Consider the following 23,548-nt stretch of genomic DNA (forward strand, 5'->3'; position numbering starts at 1 on the left):
GAACCCTCGTGCCATCATTCTCCCGTAGCCTCGAAAAGGCGCTGCATCAGGCGCTCGCTTATGCCAACGAGCGCCACCAGGAATATGCGACGCTCGAGCACCTCCTGTTGGCGCTCGTCGACGATCAGGACGCGGCCGCCGTCATGCGGGCGTGCAACGTCGACCTTGAAAAATTGCGGCGGGACCTGGTCGAGTATGTCGATACCGAGCTCGACAACTTGGTGACCGACACCGGCGAGGATTCCAAGCCGACGGCTGGTTTCCAGCGGGTGATCCAGCGTGCGGTCATCCACGTCCAGTCGTCGGGTCGCGACGAGGTCACCGGTGCCAACGTGCTCGTGGCGATCTTTGCCGAGCGCGAGAGCCATGCCGCGTTTTTCCTGCAGGAACAGGATATGACGCGCTACGATGCGGTGAACTACATTTCGCATGGCATCGCCAAGCGGGCCGGCATGTCCGAGCCACGCTCCGCGCGCGGATCGGAAGAGGACCAGGCGACCGTGGAAGGTGGCGAACGGGCCAAGCGCAAGACCGACGCGCTGGAAGCCTACTGCGTCAATCTCAACGACAAGGCCGGCAAGGGGAAGATCGACCCCCTGATCGGGCGCGCCAGCGAGATCCGGCGCACCATTCAGGTGCTGTGCCGCCGGCAGAAGAACAATCCGCTGCTGGTCGGTGATCCCGGCGTGGGCAAGACGGCGATCGCGGAAGGCCTAGCCAAGCGCATCGTCGACGGCGACGTGCCGGCGGTTCTGGCGGACGCGACCATCTTCGCTCTCGACATGGGCGCGCTGCTCGCCGGTACTCGTTATCGCGGCGACTTCGAGGAGCGGCTGAAGCAGGTCGTGAAGGAGATTGAAGAGTATCCTGGCGCGATCATGTTCATCGACGAGATCCACACCGTGATTGGTGCCGGCGCCACCTCCGGCGGCGCGATGGATGCCTCGAACCTGTTGAAGCCGGCGCTGGCCTCCGGCTCGATCCGCTGCATCGGCTCGACCACCTATAAGGAGTATCGTCAGTTCTTCGAGAAGGACCGCGCCCTCGTCCGGCGCTTCCAGAAGATCGACGTCTCCGAGCCGTCGGTGCCGGACACGATCGAGATCCTGAAGGGGCTGAAGCCTTACTTCGAGGACTATCACTCGATCCGCTTCACCAACGATGCCATCAAGGCGGCGGTGGAGCTGTCGGCGCGCTATATCAACGACCGCAAGCTGCCGGACAAGGCGATCGACGTGATCGACGAGACCGGGGCGTCGCAGATGCTTCTGCCGGAGGCCCGCCGTCGCAAGACGGTCGGGGTGAAGGAGATCGAGGCGACGATTGCCACCATGGCGCGGATCCCGCCGAAGTCGGTCTCCAAGGATGACGCGGAGACGCTGCGCAATCTCGACGAGAACCTGAAGCGGGTCGTTTACGGTCAGGACGAGGCGATCGACAAGCTGGCGTCGGCGATCAAGCTCGCTCGGGCCGGCCTGCGCGAGCCCAACAAGCCGATCGGCAACTATCTGTTCTCCGGTCCGACCGGCGTCGGCAAGACGGAGGTTGCCCGTCAGCTCGCCGCCACCCTCGGCGTGGAACTCCTGCGCTTCGACATGTCGGAGTATATGGAGCGCCACACCGTCTCGCGGCTGATCGGTGCGCCTCCGGGCTATGTCGGCTTCGACCAGGGCGGTCTGTTGACCGACGGGGTCGATCAGCATCCCCACTGCGTGCTGCTTCTCGACGAGATCGAGAAGGCGCATCCGGACCTGTTCAACATCCTTCTGCAGGTGATGGATCACGGCAAGCTGACCGACCACAACGGCAAGCAGATCGACTTCCGCAACGTCATCTTGATCATGACGACCAATGCGGGCGCGGCCGATCTTGCCAAGCCGCCGATCGGCTTCAGCCAAAAGAAGCGGGAAGGCGACGACGCGGAAGCGATCAACCGGCTGTTCACGCCGGAGTTCCGCAACCGTCTCGATGCGATCATCCCGTTCCGCGGTCTGCCGACCGAGGTGATCAACCAGGTCGTGACCAAGTTCGTGCTGGAACTGGAAGCTCAGCTCGCCGACCGCAACGTCACCTTCGAGCTGTCGGATGCGGCGGTCGCGTGGCTCGCCAAGGAAGGCTACGACGAGCAAATGGGCGCGCGGCCGTTGTCCCGCGTGATTCAGGAGCACATCAAGCGGCCGTTGGCCGACGAGGTGCTGTTCGGCAAGCTGATGAAGGGCGGGACCGTGAAGGTCGACGTTGCCGAGAAGGAAGATGGCAAGACCGGCCTGACCTTGGAGGCGATCGCCGACGATACCGTCAAGGCGAAGCCGCCGGCCAAGCCGAAGAAGAACGCCAGCTCCAAGAAGGGCAAGGGATCCGGCGGCTCCGGCTCGGGCGGGTCTGGCTCAGGTGGCTCCGGCTCCGGCGGCCTGCCGGCGAAGCGGAACTCGAAGGGCAGCCTGGTGCCGAAGGTGCCGCTCACCCAATAGGCACGCGGCCGCGTGCGATGATCGAGGCGCCGGCTGTAAAACGCCGGCGCCTTTTTTGTGCGACAGCTCAGGACACGCGGAAAACCGCTTTCGGGAAGGGCGAAGCGGCGCATGGACGCTGTCGCGCCTGTCGCGAACGGGCTTTCCTCTGTCCCGACGGTTGGGTATCAGGGCGACACACGATATGCGTCGGCGCACCGTGCCGGCGGCTTTTCACGGTTGGCGCATGCGCGTTTTGATTCTCGATACCGCACTCGATGCCTGTCAGGCGGTGGTGGGCGACCACGCCGGCCTGGGCGCGATCGAACGGCGCGAGCCGGCGCGCGGCCAGGCAGAGGCAATCGTCGCGCTCGCCGATGCCGTGTTGCGTCGGGCCGGTTGGAGCTACTCCGATCTCGATCGGATCGCCGTGGTCGCCGGTCCGGGCAGCTTTACCGGGCTGCGCGTGGGGGTGGCGGCGGCCAGGGGCATTGCGCTGGTGGCGGAGTGCGAGCTGGTGGGGCTCTCCAGCCTTCTTGGCCTTGCTGCAAGCGTGCCGGACCGGGGGGAGCGAGGTGCGCCGATCGTCGCGGCGATCGACGCTCGCCACGATGCCGTCTACGGTCAGATGTTCTCGGCCGATCTGGAGCCGCTTGCCGATGCGCGCCACGTGGCGATCGCGGACCTGGTGGGGGACATCCCGGCTGGTGCAAGGATCGTCGGATCCGGCGCGGAGCCGATTGCAGCCGACCTCGTCGCCAAAGGAAAACCGGCTGGAGAAATCCTCGCCCTGCCGGCGGCTGCGCCCGAGGCTCTGCTTGCGCTTGCTCTCAATGCGGAAGCGACCGCCACGCCGCCGCGTCCGATCTACCTGAAGGCGCCCGATGCGCGTCCGAGCGGACCCGTGCTCGTGAAGTCGGCATGATCGGTTATCTGTTTACGCCGACACCGAAAATCATCGAGGAGGCGGGCCCGGACGACGTGGCCGCGATCGCGGCGATTCACGCTCGGTCCTTTCCTCAGGAGTGGACCGTCGACGAGCTCGCAGCGCTTCTGTCCAAGCCCGGCGTGGCGGCCTTGGTTGCCCGGCGCGGCAGTCTGTGGACGAGCACGCGACCCGTCGGTTTCGTGATCTATCGTCTCGCCGCCGACGAGGCGGAAATTCTGACGATCGCCGTCAGCCCGTCCCATCGCGGCGCCGGTGTGGGGGCCAATCTGGTCGGTGCGGCGCTTCGGCGTCTCTACAGCGATCGTGCGGCGCGTGTCTTTCTCGAGGTCGATGCGGAGAACGCAGCCGCACTGGCAATCTATCGTCGCTTCGGCTTTCAGATTGTCGGCCAGCGCCCGGCCTATTACGGTCATGCCGACGGCCGGAAGGGGCTGGCGCTTGTCATGCGGTGCGATCTTGGCTAATCGCGCCAGCAGGAAAAGACACGAAGTTGAGAGTTGCGTCGGCCCGACAGGCAGAGCCTCGACCCCAGAGGGGCGCCCGCCAGGTCGTCGTTTGAGTGTAGTTGGCGAGCCTCTCGCGCGATCAGGCGCGGAAGCTCGACAGGATCGTCGCGGGACGCAGGAACCGGGAGACTGGCCGGTGGCCGAAGAGGACAATCGTGGCCCCCAGGGCCTCGAGGAGCAATGCGTCGCCAACGGGATGCGCATGACCGAGCAGCGGCGCGTGATCGCGCGCGTGATCGAGATGGCGACCGACCATCCCGACGTGGAGGAGCTGCATCGGCGCGCCGCCGAAGTCGATGCGCGGATCTCGATCTCCACCGTCTACCGGACCGTGAAGCTGTTCGAGGATGCGGGAATCATCGAGCGGCACGACTTCCGCGACGGGCGCGCCCGCTACGAGACGGTCTCGGAGGAGCACCACGACCATCTGATCGATCTGCGGACGGGCAGGGTGGTGGAGTTCCGGCACGAGGATATCGAGCGGCTGCAGGAGAAGATCGCCCGTGAGCTCGGCTTCCGCCTGGTGGACCACCGGCTGGAGCTTTATGGCGTTCCGCTCGACGAGACGGACAAGAAGGCGCGCTGAGAAACCATGGGCGCAATCCGGGCTGTCCTGATCATCATCTCATTGACGCTCGTCACGCTGGTTCTGATCCCCGCCCAATATGTCGCGATGTGGCTCGGCTCCGAAAAGGTCGCGACCATTCCGCAGCTTTGGCATCGCATCACCACGCGCCTTTTGGGCATCAAGGTGGTTCAGCGGGGCACGCCGACGACGGAACGTCCTCTCCTGATCGCCTCCAATCACGTCTCCTGGCTCGACATCACCGTTCTTGGGTCGGTGATGCCGCTTTCCTTCATTGCGAAAGCCGAAGTGGCGCGCTGGCCGGTGTTCGGCCTGTTTGCCAAGCTGCAGCGGACGGTCTTCGTCGATCGCACCCGTCGCCATGCGACCGGCAAGGTGGCCGGGGCGATCGCCGAGCGTCTGCGCCATGGCGACGTAATGGTGCTGTTTGCCGAAGGAACCTCCTCGAGCGGAACCTTCGTGCTGCCGTTTCGCACCGCGCTTTTAGGGGCAGCCAAGGACGCTGTTGCCGGCGAAGGCGAGCGGATCTGGGTGCAGCCGCTCGCGATCGCCTATACGCGGCTCTACGGTCTGCCGCTCGGCCGCTATCGCCGGCCTCTGGTCGCCTGGTATGGCGACATGGACATGGCGCCACATCTCTGGCGCGTCCTGAAAAAGGGGCCGATCGACGTGGAGCTCACCTGGGGAGAGGCGGTCTCGTTCGGGCCTGGGACCGATCGCAAGGAGATCGCGCGCAAGGCCGAGGAGATCGTGCGTCAGGCCACGATCCGGGCGCTTGCCGGGCGCGCCGACGATGCCCGTCGGCCAGCGCTTCCCGCCGGCTAGGGTCATCGGCGGCTGCCTTCGAAACTCAGGGCCGTGGGCGGGTTGCGGCATCGTCTTGTCCTTGCATTTCCATGAGAATGCAGGGACGGTCGAGCATGGCCTTGAATCGTGAAACCGGGACGGTCGACAAGAATGCTAAGTGGCGGCGACGCCGGCTTTGGATCTATGTCGCGATCGGTCTGGTTGCGATCGCCGCCTTTGCGGGTTTGAGCGCGCTCGACGTCGTCGAATTCCTCTACACCTACAGCCATCGCTCGCCGCTTGGGCCGTTCACCCATTTCGTCAACCTGTTCATCGTCACGACCCTGGCTCTGATTGCGGTTCTGGCCGTCTATTCGCGCGACTTGAAGCACGAAATCGCCCGGCGCCAGGAGGCCGAGGGTGAGGTGGTCCAGCTTGCGAGCTATGACCCGCTGACCGGGCTGCCGAACCGGCGTAACTTTCTGCAGACCTTCGACGAACAACTTAAGGAGACCGGACGCAGCCGACAGGGGGTATCGCTGATCGTGTTGGACCTCGATCGCTTTCGGGCGATCAACGATCTCTACGGCCATAGCGGTGGCGACCACGTCTTGCAGGAGATCGCCCAACGCTTAAAGCGGGTGGTGCGCCCGCCTCACCGGATCGCGCGGCTGGGGGCGGATGAATTCGCGATCCTGCTGGTCGGGGTCGACGACAAGCAACTCGTGCGCACGGTGCGCCGCCTTCTAAAGGAGGTCGGCCGACCGATAACGTTGGCGGCGCGCCCGGTCTCCGTCACCGCCAGCGTCGGGATCGCGCGTGCACCGCGCGACGGCACCCACGGCGAGCAGCTTCTGCAGCGCGCGGACCTCTCGATGGGCAGGGCGAAGTCGAGCGGCCGGAACACCTACGCCTCGTTCGATTCCGCCATCGATTCCGAAGCGCGCTATCGCATGTCGCTGGAGATGGATCTGCCTCAGGCGCTGGAGCGCAACGAGATCGTTCCCTATTTCCAGCCCTTCGTGGACTTGGCCAGCGGTGCGGTGGTCGGCTTCGAGGTGCTGGCGCGCTGGCACCATCCCCGGCACGGGCTGGTCGGCAGCGAGGCCTTCATTCCGGTCGCCGAGGACGCGGGAATGATCGGCAAGGTATTCGCGCACATTCTGGAGGAGGCGAGCCTGGCGGCCATGGAATGGCATCCGCCGGTGATCATCGCCGTCAATGCCTCGCCCTCTCAGTTCGGTGCCCGCGCCATGGTGAGCACCATTCTGGATTCCCTGGAGCGCACCGGCCTTCTGCCGGAGCGGCTGGAGATCGAGATCACCGAAAACGCGATGGTGCAGGATTTCTCGCTGGCGCTGGAGATCGTCGGCTCGCTGAAGGAGCTCGGTATCTCTATTGCGCTCGACGATTTCGGCACCGGTTATTCCAGCCTTCGACATCTGCACGAGATTCCGATCGACAAGATCAAGATCGACCGTTCTTTCGTCAGCCAGCGCCGGAGCGGAACGGTGGCGGCGACGGTGGTCGATCTCGTCATTGTGCTCGGCCATAGTCTGGGTCTGAAAGTTACGGCGGAGGGGATCGAAATCCTGGAGGATGCGCTTTGGCTGAAGGAGCGGGGGTGCGATCTCGGCCAAGGCTACCTATTTTCCGAGCCCGTGCCGGCGTCTGCGGTGCAGGCGCTGCTTGATGCCGGCGAGCGACCGCGCGGAGCGATTATTTAGGGCGCTTCCGGAGCACGAACCGGTTTCGACTTCGCGTGGAAACACGTCAAAACAAGCACTTGGAGCGGATTCTGCGACATCGTTCATTTCGTTGCTGCTCTGAGAAGGCTGGAACCTCATTCCGTCCGCGCGCTTCGCCCTTGCGTTCAGGGTAGATCTGCGGCACGCGGAGGGGAGCAACAGAAGCAGTGGCGATGACCGGGTCCAAGCGCGTATTCATTAAGAGCTACGGATGCCAGATGAACGTCTACGACGCCGAGCGCATGGGTGAGGCGCTGGCGGCGGAAGGCTATCAGGCGACCGACACGATGGAGGACGCCGATCTCATCCTCCTGAACACCTGCCATATCCGTGAGAAGGCGGCGGAAAAGGTCTATTCGGAACTTGGCCGGATTCGCCAGCTCAAGGACGCGCGGGCCGGGGCGGGCAGTTCGCTGTCCGTGGGCGTTGCCGGCTGTGTCGCCCAGGCGGAAGGCGAGGAGATCGTGCGGCGTGCGCCGACGGTCGACTTCGTGGTCGGTCCGCAGGCCTATCACCGGCTGCCGGATCTGGTTCGCCGTGCCGCGGTCCGCCCGGGTGCCGTCGATATCGATTTCCCGACCGAGGACAAGTTCGACGCGCTGCCCTCCCGCACCAAGCCGGGGGTGATTTCGCGCGGCCCGACGGCGTTCCTCACGGTGCAGGAGGGCTGCGACAAGTTCTGTGCCTTCTGCGTGGTCCCCTACACCCGTGGCGCGGAGGTCTCGCGCCCGGTGGAGGCGATCGTGCGGGAGGCTCGAGAGCTTGCGGCGGCGGGGGTGCGTGAGGTCACGCTGCTCGGCCAGAACGTGAACGCCTATCATGGCGAGGGGCCCGACGGACGCACCTGGGATCTGGCCCGGCTGCTCTATCGCTTGGCGGAGATCGAAGGCCTTGCCCGGCTGCGCTACACCACGAGCCATCCGCTCGATATGACCGACAGTCTGATCGACGCGCACCGGGATCTGGATGCGCTGATGCCCTATCTGCATTTGCCGGTGCAGGCCGGGTCCGACCGGATTCTCGCCGCCATGAACCGGCGCCACGAGGCCGACGCCTACGTCCGCCTTATCGAGCGGATCCGTGCGGCGCGGCCGGATATCGCGCTTTCGGGTGACTTCATCGTCGGCTTTCCGGGAGAGAGCGACGCGGATTTCGAGGACACCATGCGGCTCGTCGAGACGGTCGGCTACGCGTCGGCCTACTCCTTCAAATATTCGACTCGTCCGGGAACGCCGGCGGCCGGTCGCGGCGACCAGGTGCCGGAGGCGGTCAAGAGCGAGCGGCTGCAGCGGCTGCAGGCGCTCCTGAACACCCAGGCGGATGCCTTCAATCGCTCCATGGTCGGCCGGCGCTTCGACGTGCTTCTGGAGCGGGCTGGCCGCAAACCCGGCCAGCTCACCGGGCGTTCGCCCTATCTCCAGCCAGTGCATGTGGATGCGGCTGCCGGTGCCATCGGCGATCTCGTCGAGGTGGCGGTGACAGAGGTGGCAGGCCATAGCCTGTTCGCCGAGCCGATCGGGAAAAGGGAACCGGCTGATCGGCGACTGGCTGCCGGAGGCGTCGCTTGACGGCGGGCAAGCGCCCCCAGGGCGACCGTCCGAGTGTGCCGGCCTCCGACACGACGCACATCGTGCTCGCCTTTGACGACAACCGTCTCGTTGGCGAGCTGTTCGGCCAGTTCGATCAGCATCTGGCCTTGATCGAGCAGCGGCTCGGGATCGACGCGGTCGCGCGCGGCAATCAGGTGACCATCAAGGGCTCGCATGATGCCTGCGAAACGGCGCGCACCGCCCTGGAAGCGCTCTATCAGCGACTGAAGAAGGGCCACGACATTCATCCCGCCGATGTGGAAGGGGCGCTGCGCATGGCGGAGGCGTCCGAAGGTCAATTGAGCTTGCCCACGCTGGAGCGCGACGGTCGCCTTGCGTTTGCCCAGGTGTCGACCCGCAAGCGGACCGTGGTCGCCCGCTCGCCGGCACAAGACGCCTATATTCGCGCAATGGACCGGGTCGATCTGGTGTTCGGCCTCGGCCCGGCCGGTACCGGCAAGACCTTTCTGGCGGTTGCCTACGCGGCAACGCTCCTGGAGCGCGGCGATGTGGCCCGGCTGATCCTCTCGCGGCCGGCGGTGGAGGCCGGCGAACGGCTCGGCTTCCTGCCCGGCGACATGCGCGAGAAGATCGACCCCTATCTGCGGCCGCTCTATGACGCGCTCTACGAGATGATGCCGCCGGAAAAGGTGGAACGGGGCCTGCAGTCCGGGATGATCGAAGTGGCGCCGCTCGCCTTCATGCGCGGGCGTACGCTCTCCAACGCTGCGGTGATTCTGGACGAGGCCCAGAATACCACCTCCATGCAGATGAAGATGTTCCTCACCCGTCTTGGAGAAAACTCCAAGATGGTGGTGACCGGCGATCCGAGCCAGGTCGACCTGCCACCGGGCCAGGTATCGGGTCTGAAGGAAGCCGTCTCGGTGCTGACCGACGTGCCGGGTATCTCCATCGTTCGCTTCACCGATGCCGACGTGGTGCGTCACGAGCTGGTGGCGCGCATCGTCCGCGCCTACGACCAGACCAGCCGGAACGAGATCGCCGAGCGCAGCGAGCGCCAGCAGGCCCGCCGTCCCAAGCCGGCGCAAGAGGCGGAGCCGGGCGAGGAATGACCGCAGATGCCGGCCCGGCGCTTCCGCAAGGGCTGACCGTGGAGGTGGTCCGTGCCGCGGAAGGTTGGGCGTCGGAAACGGATCTGAGCGGGCTTGCCGAAGCAGCGGTGGCCGCCGCCTGCGCAGTGATCCGGTTCGAGGCGCCGCAATCCAGCGATCTTGCTGTGCTGTTCGCCGACGACGCCCATGTCCGCGATCTGAATGCACGTTTTCGCGGCAAGGACAAATCAACCAACGTTTTGTCTTTTCCGGGCGATATGGATGGCGGCGGGCCCGAGGCGACCCATCTAGGGGACATCGTGCTGGCGTACGAGACGGTCGCTGCGGAGGCAAAGGACGAGGACAAGCCGTTTGACCATCATCTTGCCCATCTGGTTGTCCATGGCTTCCTGCATGTCATTGGATACGATCACGAGGATGCGGTGATGGCCGAGGAGATGGAAGGGTGCGAACGAGCCGCGCTGGCGCGCCTCGAGATCCCCGATCCATACGGCGATGCTCCGCTGGCGTGATGGCGCGCATGTTGCATACAACCTTGGACTTCGCGCATCCTGTCAAGGTTGACGGCTGCGCCGGCGGGGTGCCGCCCGGGGCGGAGTGAGGTCGGGGCATGTGGCATGATCGGCTGCTGCCATCCGATTGACGTATGACTTGACGATAGTGGCCGGCGGATGCCGGCAGAGGAGTGACGGGCGACACGGGAATGAACGACGAGCCTCAGAGTACCGGCGCGACCGCGCCGCGCCTCGATGACCAGGAACCGGAACCGCTTCAGCAAGAAAGCGAGGACACCGGATCGGGGCAGGAACGGTCGCAGGACGGCTGGTTCGAGCGGTTGCGCTCGGCGGTCGGCCTGAAAACGAATGGCTCCCTGCGGGAAAATCTCGCGTCGGCGCTTGCCGAGGAGACTGATGATCCGACCGCCTTCAGTCCCGAAGAGCGTCGGCTGCTTCACAACATCCTCCATCTGCGCGAGGTGCGCGTCGACGATGTGATGGTTCCGCGCGCGGATATTGACGCCGTGGAGGAGCATGTCGGGCTTGGCGAGCTTTTGAAGAGTTTCCGCGAATCCGGCCATTCCCGCATGCCGGTCTATCGCGAGACCCTCGACGATCCGATCGGCATCGTGCACATCAAGGACGTGATGGCCTTCATCGCCGAGCATGCCATTACGATCTCCGCCGACGGCCCGGCCTTGGATCTGCGTCAGGTCGATCTCGACATTCCATTGGCGGAAATGCGCATCGTGAGGCCGGTTCTGTTCGTGCCACCGTCGATGCCGGCGGCCGACCTGATGGCCAAGATGCAGGCGACCCGCATCCAGATGGCGCTCGTCATCGACGAATATGGCGGAACCGACGGCTTGGCCTCGCTGGAAGATCTGGTGGAGACCGTGGTCGGCGACATCGAAGACGAGCATGACGAATCGGAAGAGCCGATGATCGTGCGCGTGGGAGAGGACGTGTGGGTGGCGGATGCCCGCGTCGCCCTCGACGATGCGCAGGAGACCATCGGGGAGGACTTCGCGGTCGGCGAACACGGGGAAGACGTGGATACGCTCGGCGGGCTGGTGTTCGCGCTGGTCGGCCGTATTCCCGTGCGCGGCGAGTTGATATCGTCGCCCGACCTCCCGGACTTCGAGTTCGAGGTTCTGGACGCCGATCCACGGCGCATTCGGCGGTTGAGGCTCTATCGTCGCCGGGCGAACGCCCGTCCCGCTCGCAAGCGGGTGGACGCCGCAACGCGGGTGCCTGAATCGGCCGACACGTGAGCGCCGTCCGCCGGCTGACGCGGTGTCAGGGGTGGCGGCGTTGGGGGGCTGCTTTCGTCGCGGGTGCGGTGTCGGCAGTGGCGATGCCGCCGTTCGACATGCCGCTGGTCCTGGTCGTCACCTTGCCGGCGTTGGTTCTGCTGCTTGATGGGGCGAACGATCGAGACGACCGCCCGGCCCTGCGGCGACGCGTGCGCGCAGCAGCCGCGGTCGGGTGGTGGTTCGGTTTTGGATACTTCCTCGCCGGGCTGTGGTGGATTGGATCCGCCTTTCTGGTGGAAGCCGATGTTTTCGGCTGGATGTTGCCGTTCGCCGTGGCGGGTTTGCCGGCGGGGCTTGCCCTCTTCTACGCCGGGGCCACGGCGCTCGCTGCGCTGTTTTGGAGGGCCGGCCCGGCCCGGATCGTGGCGCTCGCCGTCGGCTTCGGCGCGGCGGAATGGCTGCGGGGTCATGTGCTGACCGGCTTTCCCTGGAACGCGCTGGGCTACGCGCTGACCGCAAATCCGGCGACGATGCAGACGGCTGCGCTCGTTGGCGTCTATGGGCTGACATTGCTTGCGGTGGCTATTTTCGCGGCGCCGGCCGCCTTGATCCGCAACGGCGGTTTTGCCGGGAGAGGGGGTGTCGCCTATGCGCTCGTTGCCGTTGCGTTGCTTGTCGGGCTTACCGCCTTCGGGCTCGAACGGCTTCAAAACGAAAGCCGCGTAGCAGAGCCGCCGGTTGCGCTGCGCATCGTCCAGCCGTCGATCGACCAGGCGCAGAAATGGAACCCGGATTTCCGCGACCAGGTTTTCGATCGCTATCTTTCATTGTCGCGCACGCCGCCTGCGAACGGCAGACCGTTGCCGGACGGATTGGTTACGATCTGGCCGGAATCGGCGATTCCCTTCTTCCTGACCGACGCACCGGCCGCCGTCGACGCCATTGCCGACCTGCTTCCGCCAGAAGGACGGCTCTTCACAGGCGCGGTACGCTATCAGCGGGCGGCGCCGGGTTCGTCGGACGCCGATTTTTTCAACAGCATCTTCGAGATCGACCCCGCCGGCGCGCTTCGGCTCGTCTACGACAAAGTGCACCTGGTGCCGTTCGGGGAATATCTGCCGTTCCAGGATGCGCTGGAAGCGATGGGCCTAACGCAGTTGACCCAGCTTCCAGGCGGCTTCTCCGCTGGCAATTCGGTGGCGCCGATCAAGCTCGATCGCCTGCCGGCCTTTTCCGCCTTGATCTGCTACGAGGTGATCTTTCCCGGCAACATAGTTGAGTTGGATGCCCGTCCGGGCTGGCTTTTGAACCTGACCAACGATGCCTGGTTCGGCAACACGCCCGGTCCCTACCAGCATCTGCGCCAGGCACAGGTGCGGACGGTGGAGGAGGGGCTGCCGCTGGTGCGCGCGGCCAACACGGGCATTTCCGTGGTCGTCGATCCTTATGGCCGGATCGTGGATCGGCTCGCCCTTGGCGAGACGGGGGTGATCGACGCGGCCTTGCCCGCGACGATCGCGCCGCCTGTCTATGCGCGTTTCGGAGACATCCCTTTCTTCGCAACTTTGGCGATTGCGGCGCTGTTTCTGGCATTTAGCGACCGGGGTCGACGTAAGCGAGATTGACGCGGCAGGGCGCACGCGGACATTATCCCTCCTCTCCGAGAGGCCCGAGCACGGGATGAGGAAGAGTGGGCTCCGGCTTTTCCATCCGCATCCCGCTCAAACGCATCAAAAACGATCATGGTTTCTGATCTCGGGTCGATTCTGCCCGAAATCGCCGTGGTCTAGAGCAGGATCGATCCGCCATGGCCGTGAAGAAGGCGCCGAACCCGGTCGATATCCACGTGGGTTCGCGCGTGCGGATGCGCCGGATGATGCTCTCCATGAGCCAGGAACGGCTCGGCGAACAGCTCGGCGTTACGTTCCAACAAGTGCAGAAATACGAAAAGGGTTCGAACCGGATCGGCGCCAGCCGGTTGCAGCAGATCGCCCGCGTGCTGCAGGTTCCGGTGGCTTATTTCTTCGAGGATGCGCCCAGCGAGACGCCGGCCGAAGGGTTCGCGGAGGCGCCGTCGGCCTCCTATGTCACCGATTTTCTGACCTCGGGGGAAGGTCTGGCGCTGACCCGCGCCTTCGTGCGCATTTCCGCCCCCTCGGTCCGCCGCCGCGTGATCGACCTTGTTGAAGCGATCGCCGCCCAGGAAGCCGATCGCGACAAATAGTGTGCTGATTCCGACTTATGGGCAGTTTCCCATAATGCGGGTGAAATTCGGCTTGACCGACCCAGGGAAGCTTGCAAAAAACCGCCGCCGCCCGCGCGTTGCGGTATGCCTGCGTCTGTCACCGTGTCGGTCCCGCCTCACGCGGAAAAGCGGGTGCCGGTTCGCCGTCCGGAAACGCGTCAAAATAATGAGTTAGTGCCGGCCTGCTTTTTAGTGAAAAGCGGAGCGGCCTTTGTACGCCGGAACGGGTCCGGCGCCATTTGAGGATCAGGTCGTGCCGCACGAAACCTATCTCTTTACAAGTGAATCCGTCTCCGAAGGCCATCCGGACAAGGTCTGCGACCGCATTTCCGATACCGTCGTCGATGCGTTCCTCACCGAAATGCCGGAGGCGCGCGTCGCCTGCGAGACCCTGGCCACGACCAACCGCGTCGTGATCGCCGGCGAAACCCGCGGTCCGGAAACGATCACGCACGACTACATTGCGCATCTGGCCCGGCTGGCGATCCGCGACATCGGCTACGAGCAGGACGGCTTCCATTGGCGGACCGCCGATATCGACGTGCACTTGCACGCCCAGTCGGCCGACATTGCCCAAGGCGTCGATTCCGCCGGCAACAAGGACGAAGGCGCCGGCGACCAGGGCATCATGTTCGGCTATGCCTGCCGGGAGACGCCGGAGCTGATGCCGGCGCCGATCTTCTATTCTCACAAGATCCTTAAGCTGCTGGCCGATGCGCGCAAATCGGGCCGCGAGCCGGCGCTCGGCCCGGACGCCAAGAGCCAGGTCACCATCCTCTACGAGCAGGGCAAGCCGGTGCGGTGCACCCAGGTGGTGCTGTCCACCCAGCATACCGATCCCGCGCTCTCTTCCTCCGAAGTGCGCCGCATCGTGGAGCCCTACATCATGGCCGCGCTGCCGGATGACTGGGTGAACGAGGATACCGTCTGGCACGTGAACCCGACCGGCAAGTTCGTGATCGGCGGGCCGGATGGCGACTGCGGTTTGACCGGGCGCAAGATTATCGTGGACACCTATGGCGGTGCCGCGCCCCATGGCGGCGGCGCCTTTTCCGGCAAGGATCCGACCAAGGTCGACCGTTCGGCGGCTTACGCTGCGCGATATCTGGCGAAGAACGTGGTGGCGGCGGATCTCGCCGACCGGTGCACCATCCAGCTCGCCTATGCCATCGGCGTGTCGGAGCCGCTCGCCGTCTATGTCGATCTGCACGGCACCGGCAAGGTTTCCGAGGCGTCCGTCGAGCGCGCCTGCCGCGAGGTGATGAACCTCACCCCGCGCGGCATCCGCGAACACCTGAAGCTGAACCGTCCCATCTATGCCCGCACCGCCGCATACGGCCATTTCGGGCGTCCGGCGGAGCCGGATGGCGGCTTTTCCTGGGAGAATATCGATCTCGTCCATGCCCTGCGCGACGCGGTCCGCTGACCGCGAGCCCACGACCGACGACGATCCGGCGCTTCGCGGGGCTGCCGCGGAGCGTCAACCGCGTACCCTGTTCGGGCGTCGCAAGGGGCACCCGCTAACGGCGACCCGCGCGGCGTTGTTCGACACTGTGCTTCCGCGCCTTGCCGTGCCGCTGAACGCCGATCGTATCGACGATCCCGCCGGGCTGTTTCCCCACGCGGTCGCAGCCTTGCGCGTGGAGATCGGCTTCGGCGGCGGCGAGCATCTGGTCCACCAGGCCCGCACCCATCCCGAGATCGGCTTCATCGGCTGCGAACCGTTCGTCAACGGAATGGCGAAGGCGCTTGCCGCCGTCGACGAGGCCGGGCTTTCCAATGTGCGGCTTCATTTCGGCGACGCGGCGGAGGTGCTCGATCGGCTGCCGGCTCACTCGGTCGCCGAGGTGGATCTGCTGTATCCCGATCCTTGGCCCAAAAAACGCCATTGGAAGCGTCGGTTCGTTGGGCCGGATAATCTCGACCGGCTGGCGCGGGTGATCGTGCCCGGCGGCCTCTTCCGGGTCGCGAGCGACATTCCCTCCTATATCGAATGGACGCTTCAGCACGCCCATGCCCATCCGGCGTTCCGCTGGACGGCACGCACGGCCGACGATTGGCGCATGCCTTATCCCGGATGGCCGGGTACCCGCTATGAGGCCAAGGCGATCGAGGCGGGACGCGTGCCGGCCTATCTGACGTTCGAACGGGTCTGATCCGGTTACCGAACGCAAAGAAGGGGAGCGCCGGGCTCCCCTTCTTCAGTCTGCGGGAAAGCCCGTCTTTCAGGTAATGCCGTAGGCGGCCACGGCCGCCAGGTTCACGATATCGGAGTCCTTCGCGCCGAACGGCACGATCTGGACCGGCTTGTCGAGTCCGACCAAGAGCGGCCCGAGTACCATCGAGCCGCCCATTTCCTGCAGCGTCTTGGTGGTGATGGAGGCGGCGTCGAAAGTCGGCATGACCAGCACGTTCGCCGGACCGGACAGCCGGCAGAACGGATAGGCGGAGCGCATGATTTCGCCGTTCAGCGCGACATCGGCGGCCATTTCGCCGTCATACTCGAAGTCGACCCGGCGGGAATCTAGGATTCGCACGGCGGCCTGCACCCGGCTTGCCCGCTCCCCCGGCGGATGGCCGAAGCTCGCATAGGTCAGGAGCGCGACCCGAGGTTCGTAGCCCAGCCGGCGCGCGACATGGGCGGCCTCCTCGGCGATATCGGCCAAATCGTCGGCGCTCGGGTCGTCATGGACGGCCGTGTCGGCGACCAGCACCGTGCGACCGCGAGCGAGCACCATGGAAACGCCGATCATGGTATGGCCCGGCTTCGGGTCGACCACCCGGCGCACCGCGTCGAGGGCGACCGAATAGTTCCGGGTCACGCCGGTGACCATGGCATCGGCATCGCCAAGGGCGACCATCAGGGCACCGAAGAAGTTGCGGTCCTGGTTCACCATGCGCTGGCAGTCGCGCCAGAGCATGCCTTTGCGCTGCAGCTTGGAGTAGAGATAGTCGGTGTAGTCGCGGTTGCGGCGCGACACCGCGGCGTTGATGATTTCCAGACCGGGCTTGATGTCGAGGCCGGCGGCGAACGCCTGCTCGCGGACCCGCTCCTCGCGGCCGATCAAGACGGCGGTGCCGAGATCCTGCTGGACGAAGCTCGCGGCAGCCCGAATGACGGCCTCTTCCTCGCCCTCTGCGAACACCACCCGCTTGGGCGATTGGCGCACCTTGGTAAAGATTCGCTGCAGCGAACCCGCGACCGGGTCGCGCCGGGCCGACAGGCCCTCGGCATAGGCCTTCATATCGACGATCGGATGCCGGGCGACACCTGATTCCATCGCCGCGCGGGCAACGGCCGGCGGCACCACGGAGATCAGCCGCGGATCGAACGGCACCGGGATGATATATTGCGGGCCGAAGCGGGGCCGGTTGCCCTGGTATGCGGCGGCAACCTCGTCCGGCACGTCCTCGCGGGCGAGCTTGGCGAGCGCCTCGGCAGCGGCGATCTTCATCGGCTCGTTGATGGCGGTCGCACGCACGTCGAGCGCGCCGCGGAAAATGTAGGGAAAGCCGAGGACGTTGTTGACCTGGTTGGGATAGTCGGAGCGGCCGGTCGCGATGATGGCGTCTTCGCGCACGTCGGTCACTTCCTCCGGCAGGATTTCCGGATCCGGGTTGGCCATCGCGAAGATGATCGGGTTGGGCGCCATGGAGCGCACCATCTCCCGCGTCAGCGCACCTTTCACCGACACGCCGAAGAAAACGTCGGCTCCCTCCATGGCGTCGGCCAGCGTGCGGGCGTCGGTCGGCACTGCATGGGCCGACTTCCACTGGTTCATGCCCTCGCTGCGGCCCTCGTAGATCACGCCTTTGGTGTCGCAGAGGATGACGTTGGTGTGGGGCACGCCCATCGCCTTGACGAGCTCGATGCAGGCGATGCCCGCCGAACCGGCGCCGTTGCAAACGATCTTCAGGTCTTTGAGGTTCTTGCCGGTCAGATGGACGGAGTTGATCAATCCGGCGGCTGCGATGATCGCGGTGCCGTGCTGGTCGTCATGGAAGACGGGGATGTCCATCAGCTCGCGCAACTGGCTTTCGATCAGAAAGCAGTCGGGCGCCTTGATGTCTTCCAGGTTGATGCCGCCGAAGGAGGGGCCGAGATAACGCACGCAGTTGATGAAGGCGTCGACGTCGGTGGTATCGACCTCCAGGTCGATGGCGTCGATATCGGCGAACCGCTTGAACAGGACGGACTTGCCTTCCATCACCGGCTTGGAAGCCAGCGCGCCGAGATTGCCCAGGCCGAGAATGGCCGTGCCGTTGGAGATCACGGCGACGAGATTGCCGCGCGCGGTGTAGTCGAAGGCGCGGTCGGGATTTTCTGCGATCGCCCGCACCGGGACGGCGACGCCCGGCGAATAGGCCAGCGACAGGTCGCGCTGGGTTGCCATCGGCTTGGTCGGGGTGATCTCGAGCTTGCCCGGCCGTCCCCGCTGGTGGAACTGCAACGCTTCCTGGTCGGTAAAAGCCGGCCGCGTTCGGCTGCCGTCGCTGGTCATCGGATCGCGTTTCCTTGAAAAAATCTGGCGCGGAAAATACCGGCGATGGGGATCCGGGAGGGCCCGGCGCCGGCGCGAGCGGGGACCTTACTGCCGCGCCCACCGGCTCACAAGCAAAGAGCGTTGCCGATGTCGGGCCCGGCAAACGTGAAAAGCGTTGGAGGAGCATGCGCGTGGCGGTGAATCCGGCGCGCCACTTTGCTAAACCCGTTGGCGAAACGGACGCGATCGAGGCCATGGACGCAGAAGCACCAACCGGCGGCGGCAAGCCGACGCCGATGATGGAACAATATATCGAGATCAAGGCGGCCAACCCGGACTGCCTGTTGTTCTATCGCATGGGCGACTTCTATGAGCTGTTCTTCGACGATGCGGTCGAGGCCTCGCGTGCGCTCGGCATCACGCTCACCAAGCGCGGCAAGCATCTGGGCGACGATATCCCGATGTGCGGCGTGCCGGTGCATGCCGCCGACGACTATCTTCAGAAGCTGATTGCGCAGGGTCATCGCGTCGCCGTCTGCGAGCAGACGGAAGATCCGGCCGAAGCCAAGAAGCGCGGCTCCAAGTCGGTGGTGAAGCGAGACGTGATCCGCCTGGTCACGCCGGGCACGCTGACTGAGGAGACGTTGCTCGATGCCGGTCAGGCGAACCATCTCCTGGCAGTCTCCCGGATGAAAGGTGCTGGCGACGATGCCGCCTATGGGCTCGCCTGGATCGACATCTCCACCGGCTCGTTCCGGGTAGCGGAGACGGTCGGTGGTTCCCTTGCCGGCGAGATCGCCCGGATCGATCCGCGCGAGATCGTGGTTGCCGAACAGGCGATGGACGAGCCGGAGATCGAGCTTGCCGCCTCCTATGTCGACGCATCCCTGACGCCGCTCCCGCGGGCGCTGTTCGACGGGGCGACCGCGGAGACGCGGATCGCGCGCTATTTCGCGGTCGCCTCGACCGACGCGTTCGGGGCGTTCTCCCGCGCGGAGCTCTCCGCCGCTGCGGCCGCCCTTGCCTATGTGGAGAAGACCCAGATCGGCGTGCGTCCGCCTCTCGATCCGCCGGCGCACGATGGCGGCGGGTCGACCATGGCGATCGATCCGGCGACCCGGGCGAACCTGGAGCTGGTGCGTACGCTGTCCGGCGAGCGCAAAGGCTCGCTGATCGCCGCGATCGACCGGACCGTGACGGGGGCGGGAAGCCGGCTCCTGTCGGAGCGAATCGCAAGCCCGCTCACCGACCCCGACCGCATTGCCGAAAGGCTCGATGCCGTCGGCTTTTTCGTGGAGGACGATGTCGCCCGGGCGGAAATCCGCGGTGCGCTCGCCGGTGCGCCGGACATGCCGCGAGCGCTCTCTCGTCTGGCGTTGGATCGAGGCGGACCGCGCGATCTGGGAGCGATCCGAGAGGGGCTTGCGACTGCGCGTCTCGTGGCAGACCGCCTTGGCCGCGAGGAGGTTCCGTTGCCGGCCGAACTGACCTCGATCCAGGAGGTGCTGAAGGGCATACCCGACGCGCTGCTCGGCGATCTGGAAACCATGCTGGAAGACGAACTTCCCGTCACCGGCCGCGATGGCGGGTTCGTGAAGAAGGGCGTTGCCCCGGATCTCGACGAAGCGCGGACGTTGCGCGACGAGAGCCGGCGCGTGATCGCCTCGCTGCAGGCGAGCTACGCCGAGGAAACCGGCATCAAGTCGCTCAAGATCAAACACAATGCCGTGCTCGGCTGGTTCGTGGAAGTGACTGCGCTTCACGCCGAAAAACTCATGGCGGAGGTTCAGATCGGTACCTCCAAGTTCCGCCACCGCCAGACCATGGCGGGTGCGATGCGCTTCACCACCATCGAGCTCGCCGAGCTGGAAGCCAAGATCGCCAGCGCGGCGGACAGGGCGCTCGCCATCGAAACGGAGATTTTTCGCCGGCTAAGGGATGATGCCGTCGGCGGCCAGGAGACGATCAAAAAGGCCGCCCAGGGGCTCGCTCGCTTGGATGTGGCGGCGGCCCTCGCAGAACTCGCAGCCGATCAGCGCTATTTGCGTCCGCATGTCGATCGCTCGCTGCGCTTTGAGATCGTGGGCGGTCGACACCCCGTGGTGGAGCAGGCGCTGGCGGCGGCCGCCGCCGATCCGTTCGTGGCGAACGACTGCGATCTCTCTCCGGACGGGGGTGGCGACGCCGGCCGGATCGTGCTCGTCACCGGGCCGAACATGGGCGGTAAATCGACATTCCTGCGGCAGAACGCGCTGATCGCGATCCTGGCCCAGGCCGGCTCGTTCGTGCCGGCGGAAAAGGCGGAGATCGGTGTGGTCGACCGGCTGTTCAGCCGGGTGGGGGCCGCCGACGATCTTGCCCGTGGCCGCTCCACCTTCATGGTGGAGATGGTGGAAACCGCAGCGATCCTGAACCAGGCCGGCCCTCGTTCTCTCGTCATCCTGGACGAGATCGGGCGCGGCACGGCGACCTATGACGGGCTATCCATCGCCTGGGCGGCGATCGAGCACCTGCACGAGGTGAACCGCTCGCGCGCGCTGTTTGCGACCCACTATCACGAACTGACGGCACTTGCCGACCGTCTGGCGCGCTGCGCCAACGTCACCATGCGGGTGAAGGAATGGAAGGGCGACGTGGTGTTCCTGCACGAGGTGGTGTCCGGCGCGGCTGATCGCTCCTACGGCATCCAGGTCGCCAAGCTCGCCGGCCTGCCGAAAGCGGTGGTGGCGCGGGCGCGCGATGTGCTCGACCAGCTGGAGGCGAGTGACCGGAAATCCGAGCGCAGCGAGCTCGTCGACGACCTGCCGCTGTTTTCCGCCTCGCTTCGGACCGTCGAAGCTAAGCCGGCTCATGATCCTGTGCGCGACACTCTCGCCGAAATCCATCCCGACGACATGAGCCCGCGCGAGGCACTGGAAGCGCTTTACCGGCTGAAGGCGGTTGCCGGTGCCAAAGGGGAGGGCCAGTGATGCCCAAAGGCTATTGGATCGGCCGTGTCACGGTCACCGACACGGAGGCCTACAAGCGCTATGTGGAGGCGAACGCCGAGGCGTTTTCCGCCTATGGCGGTCGCTTTCTGGTCCGCGGCGGGTCGTTCGACGTGCCGGAAGGGACGGCGCGCGAGCGCAATGTGGTGATCGAGTTTCCGTCCTATCAGGCTGCGCTCGATTGCTGGCATTCGCCGCAATATCAGCACGCCCGGTCGCTTCGTCTCGACGCCGGCGACACCGATCTGGTCGTGATCGAAGGCTATGACGGGCCGCAGCCCGGTGAGGCATAACGACTGTCGGGATAAGCGATCCACGTTGCCCCAACCGGCGGCGGTGCGATAGAACGCGGCGAACCAATTGTATCGGCAAATCTTTGATGCCGGTTCGAAACACCGAGTGAGGAAGCGATGGATACCATGCGTCTCGTCGTCGTCGGCGCCGCCGGCCGGATGGGCCGCGTGCTCATCCGCGCTATCATCGAAACGCCGGGTGCGGTGGTTGCTGGCGCATTGGAGCGGCCGGGTGCGCCGGAGATCGGCGAGGATGCCGGTGCGCTTGCCGGTCTGGCCCCCCTCGGAGTGGCCGTCACCGACGCTCCGGAGGCCGCATTTGCCGCCGCCGACGGTGTCATCGATTTCACCATTCCGGGCGCAACGATCGCTTTTTCTGAGATGGCGGCGAAAGCTGGCATCGTCCACGTGATCGGCACCACCGGTCTGAATGCCTCCGGCGACGAGCAGATCGCGGAGGCCGCTAAGACCATCCCGGTGGTGAAGTCCGGCAATATGAGCCTGGGCGTCAATCTCGTCGCCGGGCTGGTGGAAAAGGCCGCCCGCGCGCTCGGGCCGGCTTTCGATATCGAGATCCTGGAGATGCACCATCGGCGCAAGATCGATGCGCCGTCGGGCACCGCGCTGCTTCTGGGCGAAGCGGCGGCGAAGGGCCGAGAAGTGGATCTTGCCGACCACGCCGTCTATGCCCGCGAGGGCCACACCGGTGCGCGACCGGACGGGGCGATCGGGTTCGCCACCCTGCGCGGCGGTACGGTTGTCGGCGAGCACGAGGTGATCTTTGCCGGCGAGGGCGAGCGCGTGGTGCTCGGCCACGTAGCCGAAGACCGCTCGATCTTCGCGCGCGGCGCCGTCCATGCCGCCCTGTGGGCACACGGGCGCGAGCCGGGTCTCTATTCCATGGCGGACGTGTTGGGTCTCAATGACTGAGCAAAGCCAGGAAAAGTGGGAACCGGTTTTCCGTCCGGCTTTGCGCGGAAGAAACCAAAGCCAGGAAAAGTGGGAACCGGTTTTCCGTCCGGCTTTGCGCGGAAGAAACCAAAGCCAGGAAAAGTGGGAACCGGTTTTCCGTCCGGCTTTGCGCGGAAGAAACCAAAGCCAGGAAAAGTGGGAACCGGTTTTCCGTCCGGCTTTGCGCGGAAGAAACCAAAGCCAGGAAAAGTGGGAACCGGTTTTCCGTCCGGCTTTGCGCGGAAGAAACCAAAGCCAGGAAAAGTGGGAACCGGTTTTCCGTTCGAAATTGCGAGAAAACAAACCGTTAGAATAGGTGAGCGGACGTCGGACATTTTCCGATCCCGACTTTCGGCCCCAATCGTCAATCTCAGGAGCAGACTATGGATCGCCTTCTTGTCCTCGTTCGCCACGGCCAGAGCGAGTGGAACCTGAAGAATCTCTTCACCGGCTGGCATGACGTGGGGCTCACCGAAAAGGGCGAGGCGGAGGCCAAGAAGGCCGGCGAGATCCTGAAGGCGGATGGGCTGAGCTTCGATGTTGCCTACACCTCCGATCTGAAGCGGGCGCAGGACACGCTCACCATCATCCTGGACGAGCTTGGCCAGGCCGATCTGCCGACCATCAAGGATCAGGCGCTCAACGAGCGCGACTATGGCGATCTGACCGGCCTCAACAAGGATGACGCGCGCGCGCGCTTTGGCGAGGAGCAGGTGCACATTTGGCGTCGTTCGTTCGACGTAGCGCCTCCCGGCGGCGAGAGCCTGAAGGACACTGCGGCTCGGGTGCTGCCTTACTACGAAGCGGAGATCAAACCGCGCGTGCTGGCCGGCGAGCGTGTGCTGGTCGCCGCCCATGGTAACTCGCTGCGCGCCCTCATCATGGAGATCGAAGGGCTTTCGGGCGAGGAGATCGTCAAGCGCGAACTCGCCACCGGCGTGCCGATCATCTACCGGCTGAACGAAGACGGTACGGTCGCACAGAAGCAGGACACGGCGGTCTAAGATCTGTCGGATTCCGGGCGAGAAGGGCGGTAGTCGGTTTTCTCCTACTTTTTCCAATCGCCGCTCATTCCCGCTTTCGCGGGAATGAGCAACCGTGTCTGCTATGTGGTCGGTGCGCAGGCCGTCTCGGCGTCGCGGATGATG

Annotated in this window: 20 protein-coding genes; 18 read left to right on the forward strand and 2 right to left on the reverse strand. The window is 65.3% G+C overall.

Annotated features, from left to right (window positions below; translation table 11 throughout):
* Positions 1-8 precede the first annotated feature (8 nt).
* The 14 genes from clpA (at position 9) to trmB (ending at position 15,841) form a co-directional block, all read left to right on the forward strand.
* Positions 9-2,471 carry an ATP-dependent Clp protease ATP-binding subunit ClpA gene (gene clpA / locus HNS03_RS21585; protein ID WP_367198126.1) on the forward strand — a complete coding sequence of 821 codons (2,463 nt, stop codon included), beginning with the start codon at positions 9-11 and terminating at the stop codon, positions 2,469-2,471.
* Positions 2,472-2,697: 226 nt separating this feature from the next.
* Positions 2,698-3,375 carry a tRNA (adenosine(37)-N6)-threonylcarbamoyltransferase complex dimerization subunit type 1 TsaB gene (gene tsaB, locus HNS03_RS21590; protein WP_367198127.1) on the forward strand — a complete coding sequence of 226 codons (678 nt, stop codon included), beginning with the start codon at positions 2,698-2,700 and terminating at the stop codon, positions 3,373-3,375.
* The gene (locus tag HNS03_RS21595; RefSeq protein WP_367198128.1) at positions 3,372-3,863 is read left to right on the forward strand and encodes a GNAT family N-acetyltransferase; all 492 of its coding nucleotides are present in this window, start codon (positions 3,372-3,374) and stop codon (positions 3,861-3,863) included. Before tsaB ends, HNS03_RS21595 begins: the two co-directional genes overlap by 4 nt.
* 244 nt (positions 3,864-4,107) lie before the next feature.
* Entirely contained in the window at positions 4,108-4,491 is a 384-nt protein-coding gene (locus HNS03_RS21600) for a transcriptional repressor (RefSeq protein WP_367198146.1), read from the forward strand.
* A gap of 6 nt (positions 4,492-4,497) precedes the next feature.
* Positions 4,498-5,316 carry a lysophospholipid acyltransferase family protein gene (locus tag HNS03_RS21605; RefSeq protein WP_367198129.1) on the forward strand — a complete coding sequence of 273 codons (819 nt, stop codon included), beginning with the start codon at positions 4,498-4,500 and terminating at the stop codon, positions 5,314-5,316.
* Between the two features lie 95 nt (positions 5,317-5,411).
* The gene (locus HNS03_RS21610; protein ID WP_367198130.1) at positions 5,412-7,004 is read left to right on the forward strand and encodes a putative bifunctional diguanylate cyclase/phosphodiesterase; all 1,593 of its coding nucleotides are present in this window, start codon (positions 5,412-5,414) and stop codon (positions 7,002-7,004) included.
* Positions 7,005-7,198: 194 nt separating this feature from the next.
* Entirely contained in the window at positions 7,199-8,593 is a 1,395-nt protein-coding gene (miaB, locus tag HNS03_RS21615) for a tRNA (N6-isopentenyl adenosine(37)-C2)-methylthiotransferase MiaB (protein ID WP_367198131.1), read from the forward strand.
* Positions 8,590-9,687 carry a PhoH family protein gene (locus tag HNS03_RS21620; protein WP_367198132.1) on the forward strand — a complete coding sequence of 366 codons (1,098 nt, stop codon included), beginning with the start codon at positions 8,590-8,592 and terminating at the stop codon, positions 9,685-9,687. Before miaB ends, HNS03_RS21620 begins: the two co-directional genes overlap by 4 nt.
* The gene (gene ybeY, locus HNS03_RS21625; RefSeq protein ID WP_367198133.1) at positions 9,684-10,199 is read left to right on the forward strand and encodes an rRNA maturation RNase YbeY; all 516 of its coding nucleotides are present in this window, start codon (positions 9,684-9,686) and stop codon (positions 10,197-10,199) included. The genes HNS03_RS21620 and ybeY overlap by 4 nt, the downstream gene beginning before the upstream one ends.
* 191 nt (positions 10,200-10,390) lie before the next feature.
* Positions 10,391-11,458 (forward strand): hemolysin family protein, encoded by a 1,068-nt coding sequence (locus tag HNS03_RS21630; RefSeq protein ID WP_367198134.1) that lies wholly within the window; start codon positions 10,391-10,393, stop codon positions 11,456-11,458.
* The gene (gene lnt / locus HNS03_RS21635) at positions 11,455-13,065 is read left to right on the forward strand and encodes an apolipoprotein N-acyltransferase (protein WP_367198135.1); all 1,611 of its coding nucleotides are present in this window, start codon (positions 11,455-11,457) and stop codon (positions 13,063-13,065) included. Before HNS03_RS21630 ends, lnt begins: the two co-directional genes overlap by 4 nt.
* Before the next feature lie 182 nt (positions 13,066-13,247).
* Positions 13,248-13,664, forward strand: a complete 417-nt coding sequence (locus tag HNS03_RS21640) for a helix-turn-helix domain-containing protein (protein ID WP_367198136.1) — start codon at positions 13,248-13,250, stop codon at positions 13,662-13,664.
* A gap of 274 nt (positions 13,665-13,938) precedes the next feature.
* Positions 13,939-15,111, forward strand: coding sequence for a methionine adenosyltransferase (gene metK, locus HNS03_RS21645; RefSeq protein WP_367198137.1), 1,173 nt, complete (start codon positions 13,939-13,941; stop codon positions 15,109-15,111).
* Entirely contained in the window at positions 15,086-15,841 is a 756-nt protein-coding gene (gene trmB / locus HNS03_RS21650) for a tRNA (guanosine(46)-N7)-methyltransferase TrmB (RefSeq protein WP_367198138.1), read from the forward strand. The genes metK and trmB overlap by 26 nt, the downstream gene beginning before the upstream one ends.
* A gap of 69 nt (positions 15,842-15,910) precedes the next feature.
* On the opposite strand, the gene HNS03_RS21655 is transcribed toward trmB, so the two are convergent.
* Positions 15,911-18,187, reverse strand: coding sequence for an NADP-dependent malic enzyme (locus HNS03_RS21655; protein WP_367198139.1), 2,277 nt, complete (start codon positions 18,185-18,187; stop codon positions 15,911-15,913).
* A gap of 236 nt (positions 18,188-18,423) precedes the next feature.
* On the opposite strand from HNS03_RS21655, the gene mutS reads away from it, so the two are divergent.
* The 3 genes from mutS (at position 18,424) to dapB (ending at position 22,379) form a co-directional block, all read left to right on the forward strand.
* On the forward strand, positions 18,424-21,138 hold the full coding sequence (gene mutS / locus HNS03_RS21660) for a DNA mismatch repair protein MutS (RefSeq protein WP_367198147.1): 2,715 nt from the start codon (positions 18,424-18,426) through the stop codon (positions 21,136-21,138).
* Positions 21,138-21,449: a DUF1330 domain-containing protein gene (locus HNS03_RS21665; RefSeq protein ID WP_367198140.1), complete on the forward strand. Its 312-nt coding sequence runs from the start codon at positions 21,138-21,140 to the stop codon at positions 21,447-21,449. Before mutS ends, HNS03_RS21665 begins: the two co-directional genes overlap by 1 nt.
* A gap of 117 nt (positions 21,450-21,566) precedes the next feature.
* Positions 21,567-22,379 carry a 4-hydroxy-tetrahydrodipicolinate reductase gene (gene dapB, locus HNS03_RS21670; protein ID WP_367198141.1) on the forward strand — a complete coding sequence of 271 codons (813 nt, stop codon included), beginning with the start codon at positions 21,567-21,569 and terminating at the stop codon, positions 22,377-22,379.
* Here dapB and HNS03_RS21675 read toward each other — a convergent pair.
* Positions 22,343-22,735 carry a hypothetical protein gene (locus tag HNS03_RS21675; RefSeq protein ID WP_367198142.1) on the reverse strand — a complete coding sequence of 131 codons (393 nt, stop codon included), beginning with the start codon at positions 22,733-22,735 and terminating at the stop codon, positions 22,343-22,345. The genes dapB and HNS03_RS21675 overlap by 37 nt on opposite strands.
* A gap of 48 nt (positions 22,736-22,783) precedes the next feature.
* Between HNS03_RS21675 and HNS03_RS21680 the strand changes: the two genes are divergently transcribed.
* Positions 22,784-23,404 carry a 2,3-bisphosphoglycerate-dependent phosphoglycerate mutase gene (locus HNS03_RS21680; protein ID WP_367198143.1) on the forward strand — a complete coding sequence of 207 codons (621 nt, stop codon included), beginning with the start codon at positions 22,784-22,786 and terminating at the stop codon, positions 23,402-23,404.
* The last annotated feature ends 144 nt before the right edge of the window (positions 23,405-23,548 follow it).

Source organism: Amorphus sp. 3PC139-8, from assembly GCF_040750475.1.
Lineage (GTDB): Bacteria > Pseudomonadota > Alphaproteobacteria > Rhizobiales > Amorphaceae > Amorphus.